Genomic DNA, 18,153 nt, shown 5'->3' on the forward strand with positions numbered 1-18,153 from the left:
CCGTCCCGCATGGGACAGGACTTGAGACAGGGCTCGGGGAAGGACTTGGCTCAGGGCTTGGCTCAGGGCTTGGACCGAGCCGCCGCAGGGTCATGGAGGGGGCCGCCGCCCTCGCGGCCTTCGGGGTCGCCGGGTTCGGCACCGTCCGGCCGGGTCTCGCCGCCCTCGCGCCGGCCCCCGGCGACCCGGCCCCGCAGACTCTGCCGGTGCGCCTGACCATCAACGGCGAGGCGCGCGACCTCGTCCTCGACACCCGCACCACCCTCCTCGACGCCCTGCGCGAGCACCTCGATCTCACCGGGACCAAGAAAGGCTGCGATCACGGCCAGTGCGGGGCCTGTACGGTGCTGGTCGACGGACGCCGCATCAATGCCTGCCTGACCCTGGCCGCCATGCACGAGGGTGACGCCATCGAGACCATCGAGGGGTTGGCCAAGGGCGACACCCTGCACCCGCTCCAGGCGGCCTTCCTCGATCATGACGGCTACCAGTGCGGCTACTGTACGCCGGGGCAGATCTGCTCGGCCAAGGGCATGCTGGCCGAAGTCGAGGCCGGATGGCCGAGCCACGCCAGCGCCGACCTCCTGGCCGTCCCGCAACTCACCGAGGCCGAGATTCGCGAGCGCATGAGCGGCAATCTGTGCCGGTGCAGCGCCTACCCGAACATCGTCGCGGCCATCGTCGACGCCGGGGGCCGCAGCGGCTGAGTTAACGGAGTGTTTCACGGGAAACACCGTCCCGTCCCATCCCGTTGTTGTCCCTTCGGGATTCGGACGGATGGGTATCTTGTCCACAGGACCCCACCAGAACGGGTACCGCGCCGATGAAAGCCTTCACGTACGCCCGACCGAAGACCGTGGCGGAAGCGGCCGAGATGGCGGCCGCGCAACCGAACACCCGCTTCATTGCCGGCGGCACCAACCTGCTCGATCTGATGAAGCTGCAGGTCGAGACACCGGCTCACCTCGTCGACGTGAACCGGCTCGGCCTAGCGGAGGTCACGGAGACCGGTGACGGCGGCGTGCGCGTCGGCGCCCTGGTGCGCAATGCCGATCTCGCCGCCCATCCCCGCATCCGCAGGGATTACGCGGTACTGTCGCGGGCGCTGCTGGCCGGTGCCTCCGGGCAGTTGCGCAACAAGGCGACCACCGCCGGCAATCTGCTCCAGCGGACCCGGTGCCCGTACTTCTACGACACCGCGCAGGCCTGCAACAAACGAGCTCCCGGTTCCGGCTGCGCCGCCATCGGCGGCTTCACCCGTATCCATGCCGTGCTCGGCGCGAGCGAGGCCTGCATCGCCACCAACCCGTCCGACATGGCGGTGGCGATGCGGGCCCTCGACGCAACTGTCGAGACCGTCGACGCCAAGGGCACGGAGCGGACGATCCCGCTCGCCGACTTCCATCGCCTGCCCGGCGACACGCCCGAGATCGAGACCGCGTTGCGGCCGGCCGAGCTCGTCACCGCCGTGACCCTCGGCAAGCCCGTGGCCGGCACGCATCTCTACCGCAAGGTCCGCGACCGGGCGTCCTACGCCTTCGCGGTGATCTCCGTGGCGGCGGTGATCGACAAGAGTGCCGATGGCCGGATCCGCGCCGCCCGCCTCGCCTTCGGCGGCCTCGCTCACAAGCCCTGGCGGGTCCCGGCGGCCGAGGCGGCCCTCGTCGCCTCCAACGGCGATCCGGACGCGGCCGCCGATGCGGTCCTGGCGGGGGCCAAGGGCCAGGGCGGCAACGACTTCAAGATTCCGCTCACCCGCCGGACCCTGCGCGCCGTCGTGGCCGAGGCGCTCAGGGCCTAAGACCCTTCGAGCCTCCCGCGACGCCCAATCCCAGAAGAATCAGGAATCGTCCGATGGACATGAACCAGCCGATCGGCCGCACGCCCCTCGACGACAGGCCCGACGGCCTGCTGGGCAAGCCCATCGACCGGATCGAGGGTCGTCTGAAGGTGACGGGCGCGGCGCCCTACGCCTACGAGACGCGCGAATTGAAGAACCCGGCCTACGGCGCCCTCGTGGAGGCCGGCATCGCCAAGGGTCGGATCCGCCGGCTCGACGTGCGGGCGGCCGAGGCCATGCCGGGCGTGCTCCACGTGATGACCCACGAGAACGTGCCGCCCCAGGGCGAGAAGAAGGAGCAGGTCGCTCCGGTCCTGGCCGGACCCGAGATCCGGCATCATGGCCAACCCATCGCTTTCGTGGTGGCCGAGACCTTCGAGCAGGCGCGCGCCGCCGCCGCTACGATCAGGGCCGAGTACGCGCGGGAGACCGGCGCCTACAGCCTGCGGGCCGGCATGGCGGGTGCCGTGGTCCCGAAGCAGCTGCAGAGTCCGCCGGATTCGACGCTGGGCGATTTCGAGGGCGCCTTTGCGGGAGCGCCCGTGCAAGTCGACGTCGAATACACCACACCGGTCCAGACCCACGCGATGATGGAGCCGCATGCCACCATCGCGTCGTGGGAGGGCGACCACGTCACCCTGTTCACGTCGAACCAGATGCTGAACCGCGGCCAGGCCTCCCTCGCATCGGTGTTCGGCCTGCCGCCGGAGAACGTGCGACTGGTGAGCCGCTACATCGGCGGCGGTTTCGGCGGCAAGCTCCAGCCCCAAGCCGACGCGATCTTCGCCGCCCTCGGCTCGAAGGCGGTGGGCCGGCCGGTGAAGGTGGCCCTCACGCGCCAGCAGGAATTCCACGTCACCACCCGGCGCTCGGACACGATCCAGCGCCTGCGCCTCGGCGCCGGACCGGACGGCCGGCTCGTTGCCATCGGGCACGAATCCTGGTCGGACACCACGCCGGGTGACGGGTTCTACGAGACCTCGGCCAATGCCACGCGCTCCCTCTACGCCGCGTCGAACCGGATGACGAAGCATCGGCTCGCCACCCTCAACCTGCCGCTCGCCTCGGCCATGCGGGCGCCGGGCGAGGCGGTGGGCATGCTGGCGCTGGAATGCGCCATGGACGAACTCGCCGAGCGCCTTCGCATCGATCCCATCGAGCTGCGCATCCGCAACGAGCCGACCCAGGACCCGGAGAAGGGGGTGCCGTTCTCCACCCGCCAACTCGTGCCGTGCCTGCGCGAAGGCGCCGCGCGCTTCGGATGGGACAAGCGTCGCGCGGCCGGCACGACGCGGGAGGGGCAGTGGCTCGTCGGCCTGGGCGTGTCGGCGGCCGCCCGCCTCAACCCGCTCAGGCCCTCGTCGGCCGCCATCCGCCTCGAAAGCGACGGCTCCGTCACGGTCCGCATGGCGATGACCGATATCGGCACCGGCACCTACACGATCCTGGCACAGATCGCCGGCGATATGCTCGGCCTGCCGGTGGAGCGGGTTCACGTCGAACTCGGCGACACGCGCCTTCCGAAAGCCGCCGGTTCCGGCGGCTCGTTCGGCGCCGGCAGCGCCGGGTCGGCCCTCTACGTCGCCTGCGAGGCTCTGCGGGCGAAGATCGTCGCGGCGGCCGAACTCGGCCCGGAGGAAGCGCGCTTCGCGGACGGGCGCGTCGTCTCCGGAAACCGTTCGGAGAGCCTGGCCGACATCGCCGGCCGCGCCGGGGACATCGAGGCCACGGGGGAGATCAAGCCCGGCGCCATGACCGAGGCGTTCTCGCAATATTCCTACGGCGCGCATTTCGCCGAAGTCGGCGTCGATGCCGATACGGGCGAGGTGCGCCTGCGCCGGATGCTCGGCGTGTTCACCGGGGGGCGCATCCTCAACCGGAAAACCGCGCGCTCGCAGGCCATCGGCGGGATGGTGTTCGGCGTCGGCGCCGCCCTGATGGAGGAGGTGGTGATCGACCCGCGCACGGGCCACTTCGTCAACCACGATCTCGCCGAGTATCACGTGCCGGCCCATGCGGACATTCCCGCCATCGACGCGGTGTTTCTCTCCGAACTCGACGACAAGGCCAACCCGCTGAAGAGCAAGGGGCTGGGCGAACTCGGCATCTGCGGCGCCGGGGCGGCCCTCGCCAACGCCGTCTACAATGCCACCGGCGTCCGTATTCGCGACTACCCTCTCACCCTCGACAAGGTGTTGCGCGGTCTCGAGGCCCGCGATCGGCCCCCGGTACGGCCGACCTGACACGTTCGGACCGACGATTTCATGATGATCGGCGTAAGATCCGGACCGAATGCGGAGCGCGACGACGTCGTGATCCAGGTCGTCTCCCTCCGTTTGAAGCGGGCGGGCCGCGCTTCGCGCAGACAACCTTGTGCGATGCTGCCCGGCAAGCGCGGAATGCAAGGGGTTCGAAAGGAGCAGGGGGGCAGGTAGAGCGTGCGCACCGGATCGCGGTGCGAGCCCGAAGCCCCGTCGCCCCATGGTCCCCTCGCCTTACCTTCCCAGCCGGGCCCTCACGCCGCAGACGCTGGTCAGCCGGTTCCGGCATGCCCGCGCGGGTGCCACGGCGGTGGAGTTCGCCATCCTGGCGTTTCCGTTCCTCGCCCTGATCACCGGCATCATCGACATGTCGATGATGTTCTGGGCGAGCCAGACCCTCGACGACGCCCTCGCGGACGCGACGCGCACGATCCAGACGGGACAGTTCCAGAGTGCTAATTCCGGCGTCACCGACCCGGCGACGATCTTGGAGAACCTGCGCCAGAAGCTGTGCCAGGTGAACGGGGCCGAGCGCCTGACCCTGTTCCGGTGCACGGACGTGAAGCTGGAGGTGCGGGTCTACGCATCCATGACCGCGGGTACGAGCACCAATCCCGTCGATCCGTCGACCCGGGACTGGTCGACGGGGTTCGGCACGGCCTACGCGAACGCCCAGGCGAGCACCATCGTGGTGGTGCAGGCGGCCGTGAAGTACCCGAGCTTCACACTAATGTTCCCCATCACCCAGAGTTTCGCGGACGGCTCGCGCCTGCTGCACTCCGTCCAGGTCTTTCGCACGGAACCGTTCTAGGCCCGAGGATGCTGCGCACCCCCCTGCCCCCGAGCCGCGTTTCCGGCGCGTCTCTTCCCGCCACCGACCGGCCGGCCCCGGGCGCCTTCGGCCGCTTCCGGCGGGCCCGGGACGGCGTGGCGGCCGTCGAGTTCGCCCTCATCGCCCCGGTGCTGCTGCTGGTTTATGTCGGCAGCGCCGAGCTGGCCCGCGGCACCATGGCCCAGCGGCGCACCACCCTGCTGACCCGGACCGTTGCCGACCTCACGTCCCTCGGCGACACGACCTCACCCATGACGCGCACGACCATGGACAGCATCCTGGCGGCCTCGAAGCTCGTCTACAGTCCCTTCGACGCGACGAAGGCCGTCATCCGGGTCGCGGCCATCGGCATCTACATGCAGGGCACGACGCGGACGGTGCGGATCTGCTCGAGCGACGCATCCCCGGCCACCGCCAAATGGCCCGTCGGCCTCGCCCCCGCGAGCCTGACCATCCCGGCGAGCTACAACCGCCACGGCATGCGCCTCGTGGTCGCCCAGGTCACGACGCCCTACACACCGGTTCTGGGCGCCGCGTACGTCAGCTTCACCCGGGCGAGCACCGCCGAGTTCCCCCTGGAGGACACGGTCGTCTGGCCGACCCGCCAGGGCAAGGCGGTCACCGGCGGCGCCGACGACGAGGTCGTCCTGCCCGCCGGCGTCGCCTGTCCGGTGACCGCGAACTGAGAGGCGCGGTCCGCCCGCCGGGTCAGCGCACGATGCGCAGTTTGCCGATGCTCTTGGCGATGTCGTCGAAGGCCGCGATCAGGGCGGTGGACGAGTTGGCGACGTAGGCCTGGGCCGGAACCGTCGCGCAGTCCCGCAGCAGATTGATGCCCGCCTGGTCGATGGGATCGTTCGGCACGCTGAAGCCGATGGTGAACACGGCGATGTTGCGCGCCTTGGCGTTGGTGCAGGCCTCGCGCGTGAGGGCATCGAGGGCGGCCCGGGCCTGAGCCAACGTCGTTGGCGTCCCCGTCCCGGACGTGAGACGGCTCGGCAGCCCTGGGCTTCCCGACACCTTGGTTCCGTTGGCGTTGATCATGTAGCTGAACGGACTGAAGATGGAGTTATGCATGTTTGTGAGATCGAACGCGGAATTCGGGTACCATGAGTTCTCGCCGTCGGTCATGAGAACGATGACCTTCCGAACGCTCGTGTCGCTGTAGGCCGTCGCCTGACCGAAGACGCTGGTTGGGGAGATCGTCCGCCAAGCCCACATGAACCCTTCGAAGATGTTCGTACTGCCGCTGGCGATCAGACTGTCGATGAGGGTCTTGAGCTTCCCCGTCTCGTTGGTCAGGGTTTGAAGCGGCTTGCTCGTGCAACCGTTGTTCGGGCCATTGGGCAGTTGCAGCACGTTCTTCGAGGTGGAGACGGACCACACCGGCTTGTAGTATTTGCAGACACGCATCTCCGCCTCGGTCAGAGTCATCGCTTTGAAGGCGCAACTCGGCTCGTTCGTATTATCGTCGAGATAGCTATTGATGTAAGTTTGCGCTTGCAGCGGAAGCCCCGTGTAGCTGTTCTTCGTGTCGGGACTCTTGGAAAGGACACTGAGGGTCACCTTGCCCGTCGTGTCACCGCCGGGTTCGTCCGGGGCGAACATCGGCACGAAATAACTGTTGGGGTCGTCCAAGGTGGGGGCCGAATCCTGGACGTTGAGGGGGTAGGGCAACGTCTCGAGGCAGCCAGCCCAACCCCAGCTGGAATCGAGTTTCCTGAGCTGATCGAAGATATCGAACCGGCTCCTGATCGCCGTCTTGACGGTGCTGCTGGCCGCGGAAAAGTCGACGTTGGTCCAGTGATAGGCCGACTTCGCGGCTCCATCGATCCAGGGCGTCGTCGACCCGTAGGTCTTGGGGTCCACCGCCACCCCTCCGGCGAAGGGAACGATGGAGATCCGGGTCTGCGGGCTGAAGGCCGGCTTGGTGTAGACGTAGTCGATGAACTTCTTGGCGGCGTCCTGAGCCGCCGACATCTTGGTGCCCGAGCCGCCCGCCACGTCCATCGAGCCCGTCGTATCGAGGGCGATGGCGATCTCGAAGGTCTGCGCCATGGGAGTCGCGCATTGCGACGCCGCACCGACATCGATGGTGTTGATGCGCAGAAGGCTGGCGAAGGCGGTCCGGTAGGTGGCGCTGGCCTTGACCAGGATCGTGCGCGGATTGGCGCCGATGGCCAGCGGCGTCTCCAACGTCGCCCCCGGCATGTAGGACGCGATGAGCTTCGTCGCCTGATCCTCGAGGGCGGCGCTGGTCGTGGCCGTGCCGGTCTGGCACAGGCTCAGGGCGGTCCCGTCGACGGCGTTCTGCAACCGGGCGCGCATGGACGAGGCGCGCCCGTAGTCGATGCCGGTTCCGGCTAGGAACATCAGCGGGAGAAAGCTGAGTCCGAAGATGACCGCGATATTGCCGCGCCTGTCGCCGAGAAATCGACGTGTAAGAGACATCGCTCGAGTCCTGATCGATCTCCGGACACATCCATCAGGTTTCGATTAATACCTCGTGTACGATTTCGAACAGGCGCTACACTACCATTGATCGGATCGAAATCACGATACAACTCCGCGGCCAGACCTAGAGCTGCGCCCGACCACGTTGGGTCGGGACACATCTCGAGCGCGGCCTTTGTCATGCCGCGCTCTTTTCGCCGAACCGGCATCCACTTCGGCGGAGAGCGCTTTGGCACCGCAGCGGTCGCGTGTGGTGGTCGGTCCGATCCGCAGGGGCCGCGCGCATCCGTGCATGATGCCGTATGACCGGGCGCGGGGCACGCATCGCCCCGGGCGGGAGGCCGGCACCATGCGCAAGAACGATCCCTGTATCGCCGTCTGCCGCTTCGACGGTCGGACCGGCTGGTGCGTGGGATGCGGTCGGACGATCCCGGAGATCCGCGCCTGGATAAAGCTGACGCCGTTCCGGCGCACGGCGCTTCTGCGCGAATTGCCCGCCCGGGTCCGGAAGGTTCAGGATGCCCCCCAGCCGGATTGAACGGGTCGCCGCTCCCTCGAATGTAACCCCGATCAAGATTTCGGGGCCGCCGTGCTCCGTCGCAGACAGGCGCGGCGCGATCCCGTAAGCCTGTCTCAAGGGCCGCGCCGCAGGAACGTGGGACGACGGCTCAGCGGAGGACACCCCCATGATGATGCGCCGCGCACTCCTCGGCCTCGCCGCCTTCCTGCCCCTGGCCGTCCTGGCGATGCCCGCGCAGGCCGACCCCATGCCCTTCGAGGCCGGCGCCTTCGCGGCGGCTCAGAAGGCCGGTCGGCCGATCCTCGTCGAGGTCAGCGCCCCGTGGTGCCCGATCTGCAAGACGCAGAAGCCGATCCTCGCCAAGCTCGCACAGGACCCGCGCTTCAAGGACCTCGTGATCTTCGATGTCGATTTCGACAGCCGCAAGGATGTGCTGCGCCGCTTCGATGCCCGCATGCAGAGCACGCTAATCGTCTTCAAGGGCGAGACCGAGACCGGGCGCTCGGTGGGCGAGACCCAGCCCGAATGGATCGAGGGCCTGGTGGAAAAGGCGCTCTAGGCGTGCCCGACAATCCGCGCGATCGCCCCGGGATCCCGCTTCAATGCGGCGGGCGTTCCGTGAGAGACGCGTAAGGCGACCCATGGGCACCTCCCTCGGCCTCGCCTTCCTCGCCGGACTCCTGTCGGTGCTCTCGCCCTGCGTGCTGCCGCTGCTGCCCCTCGTCCTCGGCGCGGCGAGTTCGGAGCACCGCTACGGGCCCGTGGCGCTCGCGGGCGGCCTCGCCCTCGCGTTCGTCGCCATCGGGCTGTTCGTCGCCACCATCGGCTTCGGACTCGGCCTCGATACGGATGTGTTCCGCAAGGGCGCCGCCCTGCTGCTGGTCGGTCTCGGCTTCGTCCTGATGCTGCCCGCCGCCCAGACGCGCCTCGCCGTCGCCGCCGGCCCGTTGAGCGACCGGGTCCAGGCGCGATTCGGCGGCGTGTCCTCCACGGGCCTCGGCGGACAGTTCGGCGTCGGCCTGTTGCTCGGCGCGGTCTGGAGCCCCTGCGTCGGCCCGACCCTCGGGGCCGCCTCCCTGCTGGCGGCGCAGGGCCGCGACCTCGCCGCCGTGGCCCTGACCATGGTGACGTTCGGCCTCGGGGCCGGGCTGCCCCTCGTCGTCCTCGGCACCCTGTCGCGGGCGACGCTGCTGCGCTGGCGCGGCCGGATGATGGGCCTGGGCCAGGGTCTGAAGGCGGTTCTCGGGCTGATCCTGGCGGCGACCGGCCTCGCCATCCTGACGGGCCTCGACAAGGTCCTGGAGACCGCCCTCGTCGACGCCTCGCCCGCCTGGCTCACCGCCCTGACGACGCGGTTCTGAACACCCACTCCTCGCGGGCGCCCGCGACGGGACGGCGCACGACCGGGCGGCAGACATGATTCCCAAGAAAGGCGAAGCATCGGGGATCTCGCGCGGTCTCGACAAGACAGCCTGCGACCCAGACACCGGGAACACAGAGCTTCGGCGCATCGTCCCGGAGCAACGGACCCGGTTGCGGTCCAGACCCATCACGCCCCCGACAGGCGAGGACTGGCGGAGCGGCGATGCGCACCGAACCGCCCCCCCCTTCTTCATCGCAGATCTTCACGAAGTTCGGATGTTTCTGGAATAGCACGTGGTTATTCAATCGTTACGAAATCCAGCTGCGGCCGCGAATGGTTCGATCGTGGTAAACGGTCTCTTAATGAAGCCCACCCCATAACCGCCGGAGGATCAACCCGGGAATGGGGAGCAGGCACGAACGGTCATGGGAATCCCGGCATCCCTCGGTCTCCTCCTGGCGTTCGGCGCCTCGGCCCTCGGCCTTGGCGTCGCGACGGCGGCCGAGCCCGATGCCGTCTATGGCCGCCCGGTTCCGCCGGCCGAGTCGGTGTCGCGGCGGGGGACCGACCAGTTCATCGGCGGCGTACCCGAACAGGCGGTGGAGTTCCGCCCCGGCGTCGTCAGCCTGAACCTCGTCGAGGTGCCCATCGCCGTCGCCGCCAAGGCGGTCCTCACGGATGCCCTCGGCTGGGGTTACACCCTCGACGAGCGCGCCTCCGGCACCATCACCCTGCAGACGGCCGGGCCCGTGCGCCGCGAGATCCTCCTGCGGATGTTCGAGAGCGCGCTGTCGAGCCGCAACCTCACCCTGCGCCGCCGGGGCACCACGGCGCAGATCGTACCGGCGGGGCCTGCCACCGGCGCCGTGCCGGTGCAGGGGCTCGGGGCCGCCGGCGGCGGCGCCCAGGCCGTGCCGCTCCGCTGGATCGCCGCCGCGGAGATGCAGGCGATCCTCTCTTCGGTGGCGCCCCGCGACGTGGTCCTGCGGGTCGACCGGGTCCGCAACCTCCTCATCCTGTCGGGGGACGCCGCCCAGATCGAGGCCCTGCGTCAGACCATCAGCGTGTTCGACGTCGACTGGATGCGCGGGATGTCGACGGCGATCCTGCCTGTCCGCAGCGCGAATCCGGCCGCGATGGCGCGTAACCTCACCCAGATCTTCGGCGGCGAGACCGCCGGCACCGGCGACATCATCCGGTTCGTTCCCAACGAGGCGCTGGGCGCGGTCCTGGTGATCAGCACCCGCGCGGCCTACCTCGACCGCGCGCGGGACTGGGCGGCGCGCCTCGAATCCGTCGCCGCCGACCGGGAGCGCCAGCTCTTCGTCTATCGCATCCAGAATCGCTCGGCCAAGGAGTTGGCCGCCGTGCTGCAGGGCGTCATCGCCGCCGAGATGGGGGGCGGGGCGAACGCGGGCGGCTACGGCGGCGGGGGCTATGGCGGTGCGGCCTATGGCGGGCTCGGCGCGGGCGGACTCGGCGTGGGCGGACTCGGCGCCTATGGGGGCGGAGGCGGCGGTTACGGCGGGGCGGGTCTCGGGGCACCGGGGCTCGGAGCACCGGGGCTCGGAGCACCGGGTCTTGGCGCCGCCGGTCTCGGCGCGGCGGGCTTCGGCGCGGCAGGTGCCGGCGCGTCCGGTTTCGGAGGGGCGGGCGCGGGCTTTCCCGGGGCCGGCGGTGCGTCGGGAGCCGGCGGCTTCGGCGGCGAGGCGGGCGGGGCCGGAGCGGGCGGCATCGGTGCCACCGCCACGGGTGCGGGAGGTTTCGGCGGCGGTGCGGCTGCGGCCGGTTTCGGCGGCGGTGGCGGCGAAGCCTGGGGCGGCTCGCCCGCGACCGGGGGCGGCGTCTTCGGTGCCGCCGGACACGAGGGGGGCTACGGCGGGGGGGCCGGCTACGCGGGTCAGGCGGCGCATGCGGGGGCCATCATCGGCGTCGTCGCCGACGATGCCAACAACAGCCTCGTGATCTCGGCCACCCGCACTCAGTACGACAAGCTCCTGCGCATCCTCGCCAGCCTCGACGCGATGCCGACCCAGGTTCTCCTCGAGACGGTGATCGCCGAGGTCACCCTCAACAACGAGCTCCAGTTCGGCGTGCAGTGGTTCCTCAAGAACCAGGGTTCGCGCTTCAACCTCACCCAGGCGGCGACCATCGGTGCGGCGAGCGCCGCGACGGGCGGCACCGCCGGGCTCATCGCGGCGGCGACGCGCGGCGTCACGGGCTTCAACTACCTGTTCAACAACCCCGACTTCAGCGTGGTGCTCAACGCCCTGCAAGGCATCACCCGCGTCAACGTCATCTCGTCGCCCAATATCACCGTCCTCGACAACCGCACGGCCAAGCTCCAGATCGGCGATCAGGTGCCCATCGTGAAGCAGACGGGCCAGAGCGCGCTCGCGGGCAACGCCCCGATCCTCAACCAGATCGAGATGAAGGACACCGGCGTGATCCTCTCGGTCACGCCGCGGGTGAACAAGAACGGCCTCGTCGTCCTCGACATCAACCAGGAGGTCAGCGACGTGGTGCCGACCACCACCTCGACCATCAACTCGCCGACCATCCGCCAGCGCCGGGTCGCCACCAGCATCGCGGTCCACGACGGGCACAGCCTCGCCATCGGCGGCCTGGTGCAGGAGCGGGCCCTGATCACCAACGAGAGCCTGCCGGTGCTGGGCGACCTGCCGCTGATCGGGCCGGCCTTCCGCAACCGCATCGACAGCCGCATCCGCACGGAACTCATCATCTTCATCCGCCCGCGGGTGATCCGCGGCACCGTCGATGCCGACCGGATCAGCCAGGATTTCCGGGCCCAGCTCCGGACCATGATGCCGGTGCGCCCCGTGCCGGCGCCGATGCCCATGGCCGCCGCACCGGCCGGCCCCCCCGGCTTCCTGCGCCGGATGGTCGACTGACCCGGGATCGGGCGGAGCGGCGCCCCCCCGGTGCGGATCAGGGCCGGGGCGGCGTGATCGGGATCGTGCGCACGCGCGCCGGCACCGTCTCGGGGGCGAGCCGGAGGGCGGGCGGCTCGACCCACGACGGTGCGGCCGGTGCCGGTTCGGCCAGCACGACGGCCTCGGGCGGCGCCCGGTCCAGCGCCCGCCGGCGGCGCGGCGGCTGCAGCGTCGCGGGCTCCCCGAGGAACGCGAGATCGTAGGTGCGGCCGTCCTGGCGCACGGTGACGCGCTCGGCCTGCACGGCGGCGAGAACCCACCCGGCGCGGCCCTCGCCAGGGGCGAGCCAGACGGGAAGGCCCGCCCCCTCCTCCTCGATGAGGGCGCGTCCGCTGCCGTCGCTCATGAGGATGCCGCGCACCCGGAGCACGGAGCGGATCGGCGTCGCGGGGCTGAGGTCCGCCAGGGAACCCCGCGCGGTCCAGGCCCGGCGGTCGGGATCGAAGAGCGGGCGATGGAGCGCGCCGCCGCTGTCGGCGCGGCGGACCGGCGCGGCGGGCGCCGCCACGGGCCCGGCATCGAGGGGGGCGGCGGGCCAGACCCATGCGGCCAGCACGGCGAGGCCCGCGAGGCCCGCGAGCGCCCGGGGGACGGGACGGCTCGCGGCCAGCGCCGACGCCAGGGGGGCGAGGCGCGCCCTCATCGGCCCGTCTCCGGCCGGGGCGGCGCGTCGGCGGGCGCGAGCAGCCCGCGCACGGTCAGCGACAGGCGCAGGAGGGTCGGCCGCTCCTCGTCCGCATCGGCCGGGCTCGCGACCGCGATCTCCGCCGTCTCGGTGCGCACGCGCGGAAGCCCCCCGTCCAGCTCCGCCAGGACGCCGTGCAGCCCCTCGGCCGTCCCGCGCAGGGCCGCGTTCAGGAGCGGCAACCGCACCTGATCCGGATCCGGGACCACGGTGACGTCCTCCAGGATGACGGCGCGGCCGGCGATGGCGGTCTCGATCCGGGCACGGAACGCGGCGGACACGGCGTCCGCATCGACCCCGGAGAAGGGCGTCGACGGGACCGGCCGGGCGGCGGCCGCACGGGTGCGGGCCAGGCGGTCGCGGGCCTCGGCGATCCCGTCCCCGAGTTCGCGGATCTCGGAGACCGGCCCGGCGACGGCGAGCCCCAGGACCGCGAGGGCCCCGAGGGCGAGGAGGACGGGCGCGCGCGGCATCCAGCCGGAGACGCGATCGGACAGGGCGGCGATCATGGCATCGGCTCCGGAGCCCGGTGGGGAAGCCGCACGGTCAGCCGGCGCGGCGCGCCCGGCGTCTCGGGCGCGTCCAGCACCGCGGCGGGCCCGAAGCCCGGAAGGGCCGCCAGGCGGGGCAGCGGATCGGTCGCGTCCCGGACCAGCAGCGTCAGGGTCAACCCCTGCGCGTCGAGGCGCAGGGCTTCGGCCGAGACCGCATCGGGCAGGGCGTCGGCGACGGCGCTCCAGACCGGGGCGAGGGACGGCCGAGCCGCCGCACCCGCCAGGATCGCGGCGGCGCCGGCGGGAAGCGGGGCCCGGCGCAGGGACGGGGCTCCCCGCGCGGCCAGGATCGCATCGTCGAGGGCGGCCAGCGTCGCGCCGCGATGGTCCCGCACGAGAACGAGGCTGCCGAGCAGCAACAGGCCCGCGAGGGCCAGGAGCGCGAGGTCGCCGAGGCCGAGCCCGCGCAGCAGCGGCGGGATCGCCCGACGCCCCCCCGACAGGAGGTCCACCGGCATGGCGGTCGTCTCCGCGCGCCCGACGGCGACCGGACCCGGCACGAGGCCGGCCCGGCCCATGGCGGCCAGCAGCGGATCGAGGCGCACGCGCTTGATGACGACGTGGCGGACGCGCAGGGTCCGCGTCGCGGCGTCCTCGCCCTCGACGTACCAGTCGCTGTAAACGCCCTCGGCCCGGAATGGGGTCGCCGCCTCGAGTTCCTGCACCAGCACCTCGCGCATGCGCGGCAGGGACGCCGTCGGCAGGGTCAGGGTGCGGACGAAGCACTGCGCCGGATCGAGGAGGATCTTGGCGCCGAGCCCCCGGCCGCCGCCCCGGATCGCGCTCAGGCGCTCGGCGAAGTCGTCCGCGTCCGTGTCGAGGCGATAGGTGCGGGGCTCCGGCCCGCGCCGGTCGGTGAGCAGGAGGGTGCGGCCGCCGGGTTCGGGACTGAGGAGGATCCCCGTCGTGGGCCGGTCCGACCGGACCTCGGCGAAGCCCGCGCGGGCGGCCCAGCCGGCGAGCCGGCCCCGGATCCCCGGGAGGCGGCCGGACGACCCGGCGGCCCGCAGGGGTGCGGAGGGCGTCACCGTGTCCATGAGATCCGCCTCCATGAACCGCGCCTTCGATCGCATCCGCAAGCGAGGGGCCGCTCCGGGAGACACGTTGTTAACCCAACGTCGGTTTCTATCGGCTTAAGAGCGACTCACGACGGCTCCTCCTCCGGGGCACCCGAGAACGGACATTCGTCATGCTGAACATCTGGGCCGGAAAGCGCCGCCCGAGGCGCGCCCGGCCCGACCGGCGGGCGCCCGAACGCGACGCCCGGGATGCGGCCCGGGATGCAGCCCGGGCGTTCGTCGCGGACCTCGCCGAGATGCAGGTGCTCGATGCCGCCGGCCTGGAGCGGGCGCTCGCCGCCCTCGACCTGCCGGGGCGGCGCCCGGTTCCGATCCTGCTCACCGAACTCGGCCTCGTCCACGAGGCCACCCTGGTCTCGGCGCTCGCCGCCTCGACGGGCCTGCCGTTCCTGCGCGACGAGGAGGTGCCGGCCGCCCCCGTCCTGCCGGCGGAGATCGGCGCCGAGTATTGCGCCCGCGTCCGGGCGCTGCCCATCGCGGTCGACGCGGACGAGCTCGTCGTCGCGGCCGTCGACGTGTTCGACAGCGAGATCGCGCTGGCCCTGGAGCATCTCACCGAGCGGCGGGTGCGCCTGTGCATCGTCGGACCGGCCGCCTTCGAGCGCGTCCATCGCGCCGTCTACGGCGACGCCGCCCCGGATTCCGAGGCCGGCCTCGACGACGACCTCGCCCGGCTGCAGGATGTGGCGAGCCAAGCCCCCATCGTGCGCCTCGTCGCCCGCCTCGTGCGCGACGCGTTCGCGCGCGGCGCCTCCGACATCCACGTGGAGGCCGAGGAGACGGACGTGCGGGTGCGCTACCGGGTCGACGGGGTGCTCGTCGAATCCGAGCGCCTGCCGAAATCCGTCCAGCTCGCCCTCACCACGCGGGTGAAGATCCTGGCCGGCCTCAACATCGCCGAGCGGCGCCTGCCCCAGGACGGGCGCATGCAGGTGCCCGATCGCGGCCACGACATCGACATCCGCGTCTCGACCCTGCCCACCGCGCACGGGGAGAGCGTGGTGATGCGCGTCCTCGACGGCTCGCGCCGGGTCGACGATTTCTCCGGCCTCGGCTTCGACGCCGCCGCCATCGCCGAGATCGGCGCCATGACGGCGCGGCCGAACGGCCTCGTCCTCGTCACCGGCCCCACCGGCAGCGGCAAGACCACGACCCTCTACGCGGCCCTGCGCGCCATCAGCGGCGCGCACCTCAAGGTCGTCACCGTGGAGGACCCGGTGGAGTACCGGATGGCCGGGATCAACCAGGTCCAGGCCCATCCGGGCATCGGCCTCGACTTCGCGGCGGCCCTGCGCTCGATCCTGCGCCAGGACCCCGACGTGGTCATGGTCGGCGAGATCCGTGACGGCGAGACCGCCCGCATCGCCGTGCAGGCCGCGCTCACCGGCCACCTCGTGATCTCGACCCTCCACACCAACTCGGCCCCCGCCACGGTCACGCGCCTCGTGGACATGGGCGTCGAGCGCTTCCTCATCGCCGCGACCCTGAACGGCGTCATCGCCCAGCGCCTCGTGCGCCGGGTCTGCGCCGATTGCGCGGCGGACGAGCCGGCTTCGCCCGAGGCCTGCCTGCGGCTCGGCCTCGACACCGCCGCGCCCCCGACCCTGAAGCGGGCCCGGGGCTGCGCGGCCTGCAACGGCACCGGCTATCGCGGCCGCATGGTGGTCTCCGAGATCATGACCCTCGACACCCCCCTGCGCACCCTCATCGCGGAGGGCGCCGACGAGCAGCGCCTCGTGGCGCAGGCCCGCGCCTCCGGCATGGCCACCCTGGCGGAGACCGCCCGCGCCCGCGTGATGTCCGGCGAGACCACCCTCGACGAGATCGGCCGCGTGTTCGAGGGGCTGGTCTGATGCCGGCCTTCGCCTACAAGGCCTACGCCCCCGATGGGCGCCTGCGCACGGGCCGGATCGAGGCGGAGGGCCGCGAGCGCGCGGTGTCCGCCCTGCGCAACGACGGCCTGCAGGTGTTCGAGATCGCGCCGGCCGCCGCCGGAGGCGTTCCGTTCTGGCGCCGCGACCTGTTCGGGCGCGACCGCATCAACGATGCCGGCCGCATCGGCTTCCTCAAGGAATTCGGGACCCTGCTGGGTGCCGGCCTCACCGTCGACCGGGCCCTGCGCCTCGTGGAGCGGCAGGCGAGCGGGGCGCTCCGCCCCGTCCTGTCCGATCTCCTCGAGCGGGTGATGGCCGGCGCCGCGCTGTCGCGGGCGATGAGCGCGCACCCGCAGGCCTTCCCGCCCGACATGATCGACGCCGTGCGGGCCGGCGAGGCGACCGGCACCCTGGTGGGCGTCCTCTCCAGCCTCACGGCGTCCCTGGAGCGGCGCGACGCCGTGCGCCGCCACCTCACCTCGTCGATGGTCTACCCGGCGATCCTCATTCTCATGGCGATCGGCACGCTGGCCATGGTGATCGGCGTTCTGGTGCCGGCCCTGGCCCCCCTGTTCGACGGCACCGGCAAGCCCGCGCCCCTGGCGATCCGCGCCGCGTCCGCCCTCGGCGACGCCCTGGCCGCGTGGTGGCCCGTCCTCCTCGGCGGCGTGTTCGTGACGGGGGCGCTGCTGGCGAAGTTCTGGGCGAATCCCGCCTTCGCAGCCTTCCGCTCGCGGACGGCCCTGCGCCTGCCCATCGTGCGGGAGATCGTGGTCGGCGCCGAACTCGGCCGCATCTGCCGGGTGCTCGGGACGCTCCTCGAAGCGGAGGTGCAGATTCCCGACGCGGTGGCGGCCACCCGGCCGCTGGCGCGCAACGGCCTGTTTCGCGAGGCCCTGGCCCAGGCGTCGCGCCGCCTGAGCGAGGGCGGCAGCCTCGCCTCCGGCCTCGCGGGCTTGCGCCCCTACGCCGCCTCCACCCTCAACCTCATCGCCAGCGGCGAGCAGGTGAACCGCCTCGGCACCGTGCTGCTCCACGCCGCCGAGATGCACGAGACCCGGACCCGCGAGCAGATCGACCGATTGCTGGCCCTGCTGACGCCCCTCGTCACCGTTACCATCGGCGGCCTCATCGGCGGCCTGATCATCTCGGTGATGAGCGCGATCCTCAGCGTCGGCGACCTCGCGCAATGACGGAAGGACCGGCCCCGGGAAGCGCCGGGATCAGGCGCGGGCGCTGACCGTCTCGATCATGCGGGCGATGGACCCGACGGAGTAGAAATTCTTCGGGTTCAGCTGCGCCGGCGGGATCATGATGTCGAACTCCGCCTCGACGGCGATCATCAGGTTGACGAGGTCGAGGGACGAGAGCCCCACGTCGACGAGGGCGTCTTCGGGCTGGAAATCCCGCGCCTGCGACTGCTGCGCCAGGATACCCTTGGCGAGGTACATGGTCCGATCTGTATAGTTAACGGTATCCAAAGCAGGGCTCATGACGATGCGTCCATGTTGAAGCCGGGTCCGCGCACAGAGGCCACGCAACCGCGACGGTCGTCCAGCATCTTTGGATCGCCGCCCAGCGCCGGTCAACGTTCGGTCGAATCCGAGCGTTATTGGCGTTAATTTTAATCATATCCTCAGGGTTCCGATTCCGCTTCCACAAATAAGCGCGCCTTAATGTCTTCCCTATATTGCTGCATCCCGTGCCGGACAGCACGTTGGGCCCTCGGGTTCCGTG

At 71.1% G+C, this 18,153-nt stretch carries 16 protein-coding genes; 11 read left to right on the forward strand and 5 right to left on the reverse strand.

Annotation, left to right across the window (positions count from 1 at the left end; all coding sequences use genetic code 11):
• Nucleotides 1-92: 92 nt before the first annotated feature.
• From ASF27_RS03545 to ASF27_RS03565, 5 genes are all read left to right on the forward strand, one after another.
• On the forward strand, nucleotides 93-707 hold the full coding sequence (locus ASF27_RS03545; RefSeq protein ID WP_056357689.1) for a 2Fe-2S iron-sulfur cluster-binding protein: 615 nt from the start codon (nucleotides 93-95) through the stop codon (nucleotides 705-707).
• A gap of 116 nt (nucleotides 708-823) precedes the next feature.
• A complete protein-coding gene (locus tag ASF27_RS03550) occupies nucleotides 824-1,801 on the forward strand; it encodes a xanthine dehydrogenase family protein subunit M (protein WP_056357692.1) in 978 nt (325 codons plus the stop codon).
• Between the two features lie 53 nt (nucleotides 1,802-1,854).
• Nucleotides 1,855-4,083 (forward strand): xanthine dehydrogenase family protein molybdopterin-binding subunit, encoded by a 2,229-nt coding sequence (locus ASF27_RS03555; RefSeq protein WP_056357694.1) that lies wholly within the window; start codon nucleotides 1,855-1,857, stop codon nucleotides 4,081-4,083.
• Nucleotides 4,084-4,321: 238 nt separating this feature from the next.
• A complete protein-coding gene (locus tag ASF27_RS03560) occupies nucleotides 4,322-4,912 on the forward strand; it encodes a TadE/TadG family type IV pilus assembly protein (RefSeq protein WP_082478771.1) in 591 nt (196 codons plus the stop codon).
• 8 nt (nucleotides 4,913-4,920) lie between these two features.
• The gene (locus tag ASF27_RS03565) at nucleotides 4,921-5,619 is read left to right on the forward strand and encodes a TadE/TadG family type IV pilus assembly protein (RefSeq protein WP_056357697.1); all 699 of its coding nucleotides are present in this window, start codon (nucleotides 4,921-4,923) and stop codon (nucleotides 5,617-5,619) included.
• Between the two features lie 22 nt (nucleotides 5,620-5,641).
• Here the strand turns inward: ASF27_RS03565 and ASF27_RS03570 are convergent, their stop codons facing one another.
• A complete protein-coding gene (locus ASF27_RS03570) occupies nucleotides 5,642-7,384 on the reverse strand; it encodes a pilus assembly protein (protein WP_056357700.1) in 1,743 nt (580 codons plus the stop codon).
• A gap of 352 nt (nucleotides 7,385-7,736) precedes the next feature.
• Here ASF27_RS03570 and ASF27_RS03575 point away from each other — a divergent pair, with 352 nt between their 5' ends.
• The 4 genes from ASF27_RS03575 to gspD all read left to right on the forward strand — a co-directional run bounded on the left by ASF27_RS03575 (nucleotide 7,737) and on the right by gspD (nucleotide 12,182).
• Nucleotides 7,737-7,925 (forward strand): DUF1289 domain-containing protein, encoded by a 189-nt coding sequence (locus ASF27_RS03575; protein WP_056166883.1) that lies wholly within the window; start codon nucleotides 7,737-7,739, stop codon nucleotides 7,923-7,925.
• A 148-nt stretch (nucleotides 7,926-8,073) separates the two neighbouring features.
• The gene (locus ASF27_RS03580; protein ID WP_056165796.1) at nucleotides 8,074-8,466 is read left to right on the forward strand and encodes a thioredoxin family protein; all 393 of its coding nucleotides are present in this window, start codon (nucleotides 8,074-8,076) and stop codon (nucleotides 8,464-8,466) included.
• Between the two features lie 82 nt (nucleotides 8,467-8,548).
• Nucleotides 8,549-9,268 (forward strand): cytochrome c biogenesis protein CcdA, encoded by a 720-nt coding sequence (locus tag ASF27_RS03585; RefSeq protein ID WP_056357703.1) that lies wholly within the window; start codon nucleotides 8,549-8,551, stop codon nucleotides 9,266-9,268.
• A gap of 427 nt (nucleotides 9,269-9,695) precedes the next feature.
• Nucleotides 9,696-12,182, forward strand: a complete 2,487-nt coding sequence (gspD, locus tag ASF27_RS03590; RefSeq protein ID WP_056357705.1) for a type II secretion system secretin GspD — start codon at nucleotides 9,696-9,698, stop codon at nucleotides 12,180-12,182.
• Nucleotides 12,183-12,219: 37 nt separating this feature from the next.
• Here the strand turns inward: gspD and ASF27_RS03595 are convergent, their stop codons facing one another.
• From ASF27_RS03595 to ASF27_RS03605, 3 genes are read right to left on the reverse strand one after another with little or no spacing between them, the layout of a single operon-like run.
• Entirely contained in the window at nucleotides 12,220-12,867 is a 648-nt protein-coding gene (locus ASF27_RS03595) for a hypothetical protein (RefSeq protein ID WP_056357708.1), read from the reverse strand.
• Nucleotides 12,864-13,418 carry a GspMb/PilO family protein gene (locus tag ASF27_RS03600; protein ID WP_056357711.1) on the reverse strand — a complete coding sequence of 185 codons (555 nt, stop codon included), beginning with the start codon at nucleotides 13,416-13,418 and terminating at the stop codon, nucleotides 12,864-12,866. The genes ASF27_RS03595 and ASF27_RS03600 overlap by 4 nt, the downstream gene beginning before the upstream one ends.
• Entirely contained in the window at nucleotides 13,415-14,515 is a 1,101-nt protein-coding gene (locus tag ASF27_RS03605; protein ID WP_056357713.1) for a hypothetical protein, read from the reverse strand. Before ASF27_RS03605 ends, ASF27_RS03600 begins: the two co-directional genes overlap by 4 nt.
• 137 nt (nucleotides 14,516-14,652) lie before the next feature.
• Between ASF27_RS03605 and ASF27_RS03610 the strand changes: the two genes are divergently transcribed.
• Both ASF27_RS03610 and ASF27_RS03615 read left to right on the forward strand, forming a co-directional pair.
• Nucleotides 14,653-16,395, forward strand: a complete 1,743-nt coding sequence (locus ASF27_RS03610; RefSeq protein WP_056357716.1) for a GspE/PulE family protein — start codon at nucleotides 14,653-14,655, stop codon at nucleotides 16,393-16,395.
• Entirely contained in the window at nucleotides 16,395-17,609 is a 1,215-nt protein-coding gene (locus ASF27_RS03615; protein ID WP_056264891.1) for a type II secretion system F family protein, read from the forward strand. Before ASF27_RS03610 ends, ASF27_RS03615 begins: the two co-directional genes overlap by 1 nt.
• 30 nt (nucleotides 17,610-17,639) lie before the next feature.
• Here ASF27_RS03615 and ASF27_RS03620 read toward each other — a convergent pair whose 3' ends face one another.
• The gene (locus ASF27_RS03620; protein WP_056357718.1) at nucleotides 17,640-17,909 is read right to left on the reverse strand and encodes a phosphopantetheine-binding protein; all 270 of its coding nucleotides are present in this window, start codon (nucleotides 17,907-17,909) and stop codon (nucleotides 17,640-17,642) included.
• Nucleotides 17,910-18,153 lie beyond the last annotated feature (244 nt).

The organism is Methylobacterium sp. Leaf102 (genome assembly GCF_001422425.1).
GTDB lineage: Bacteria > Pseudomonadota > Alphaproteobacteria > Rhizobiales > Beijerinckiaceae > Methylobacterium.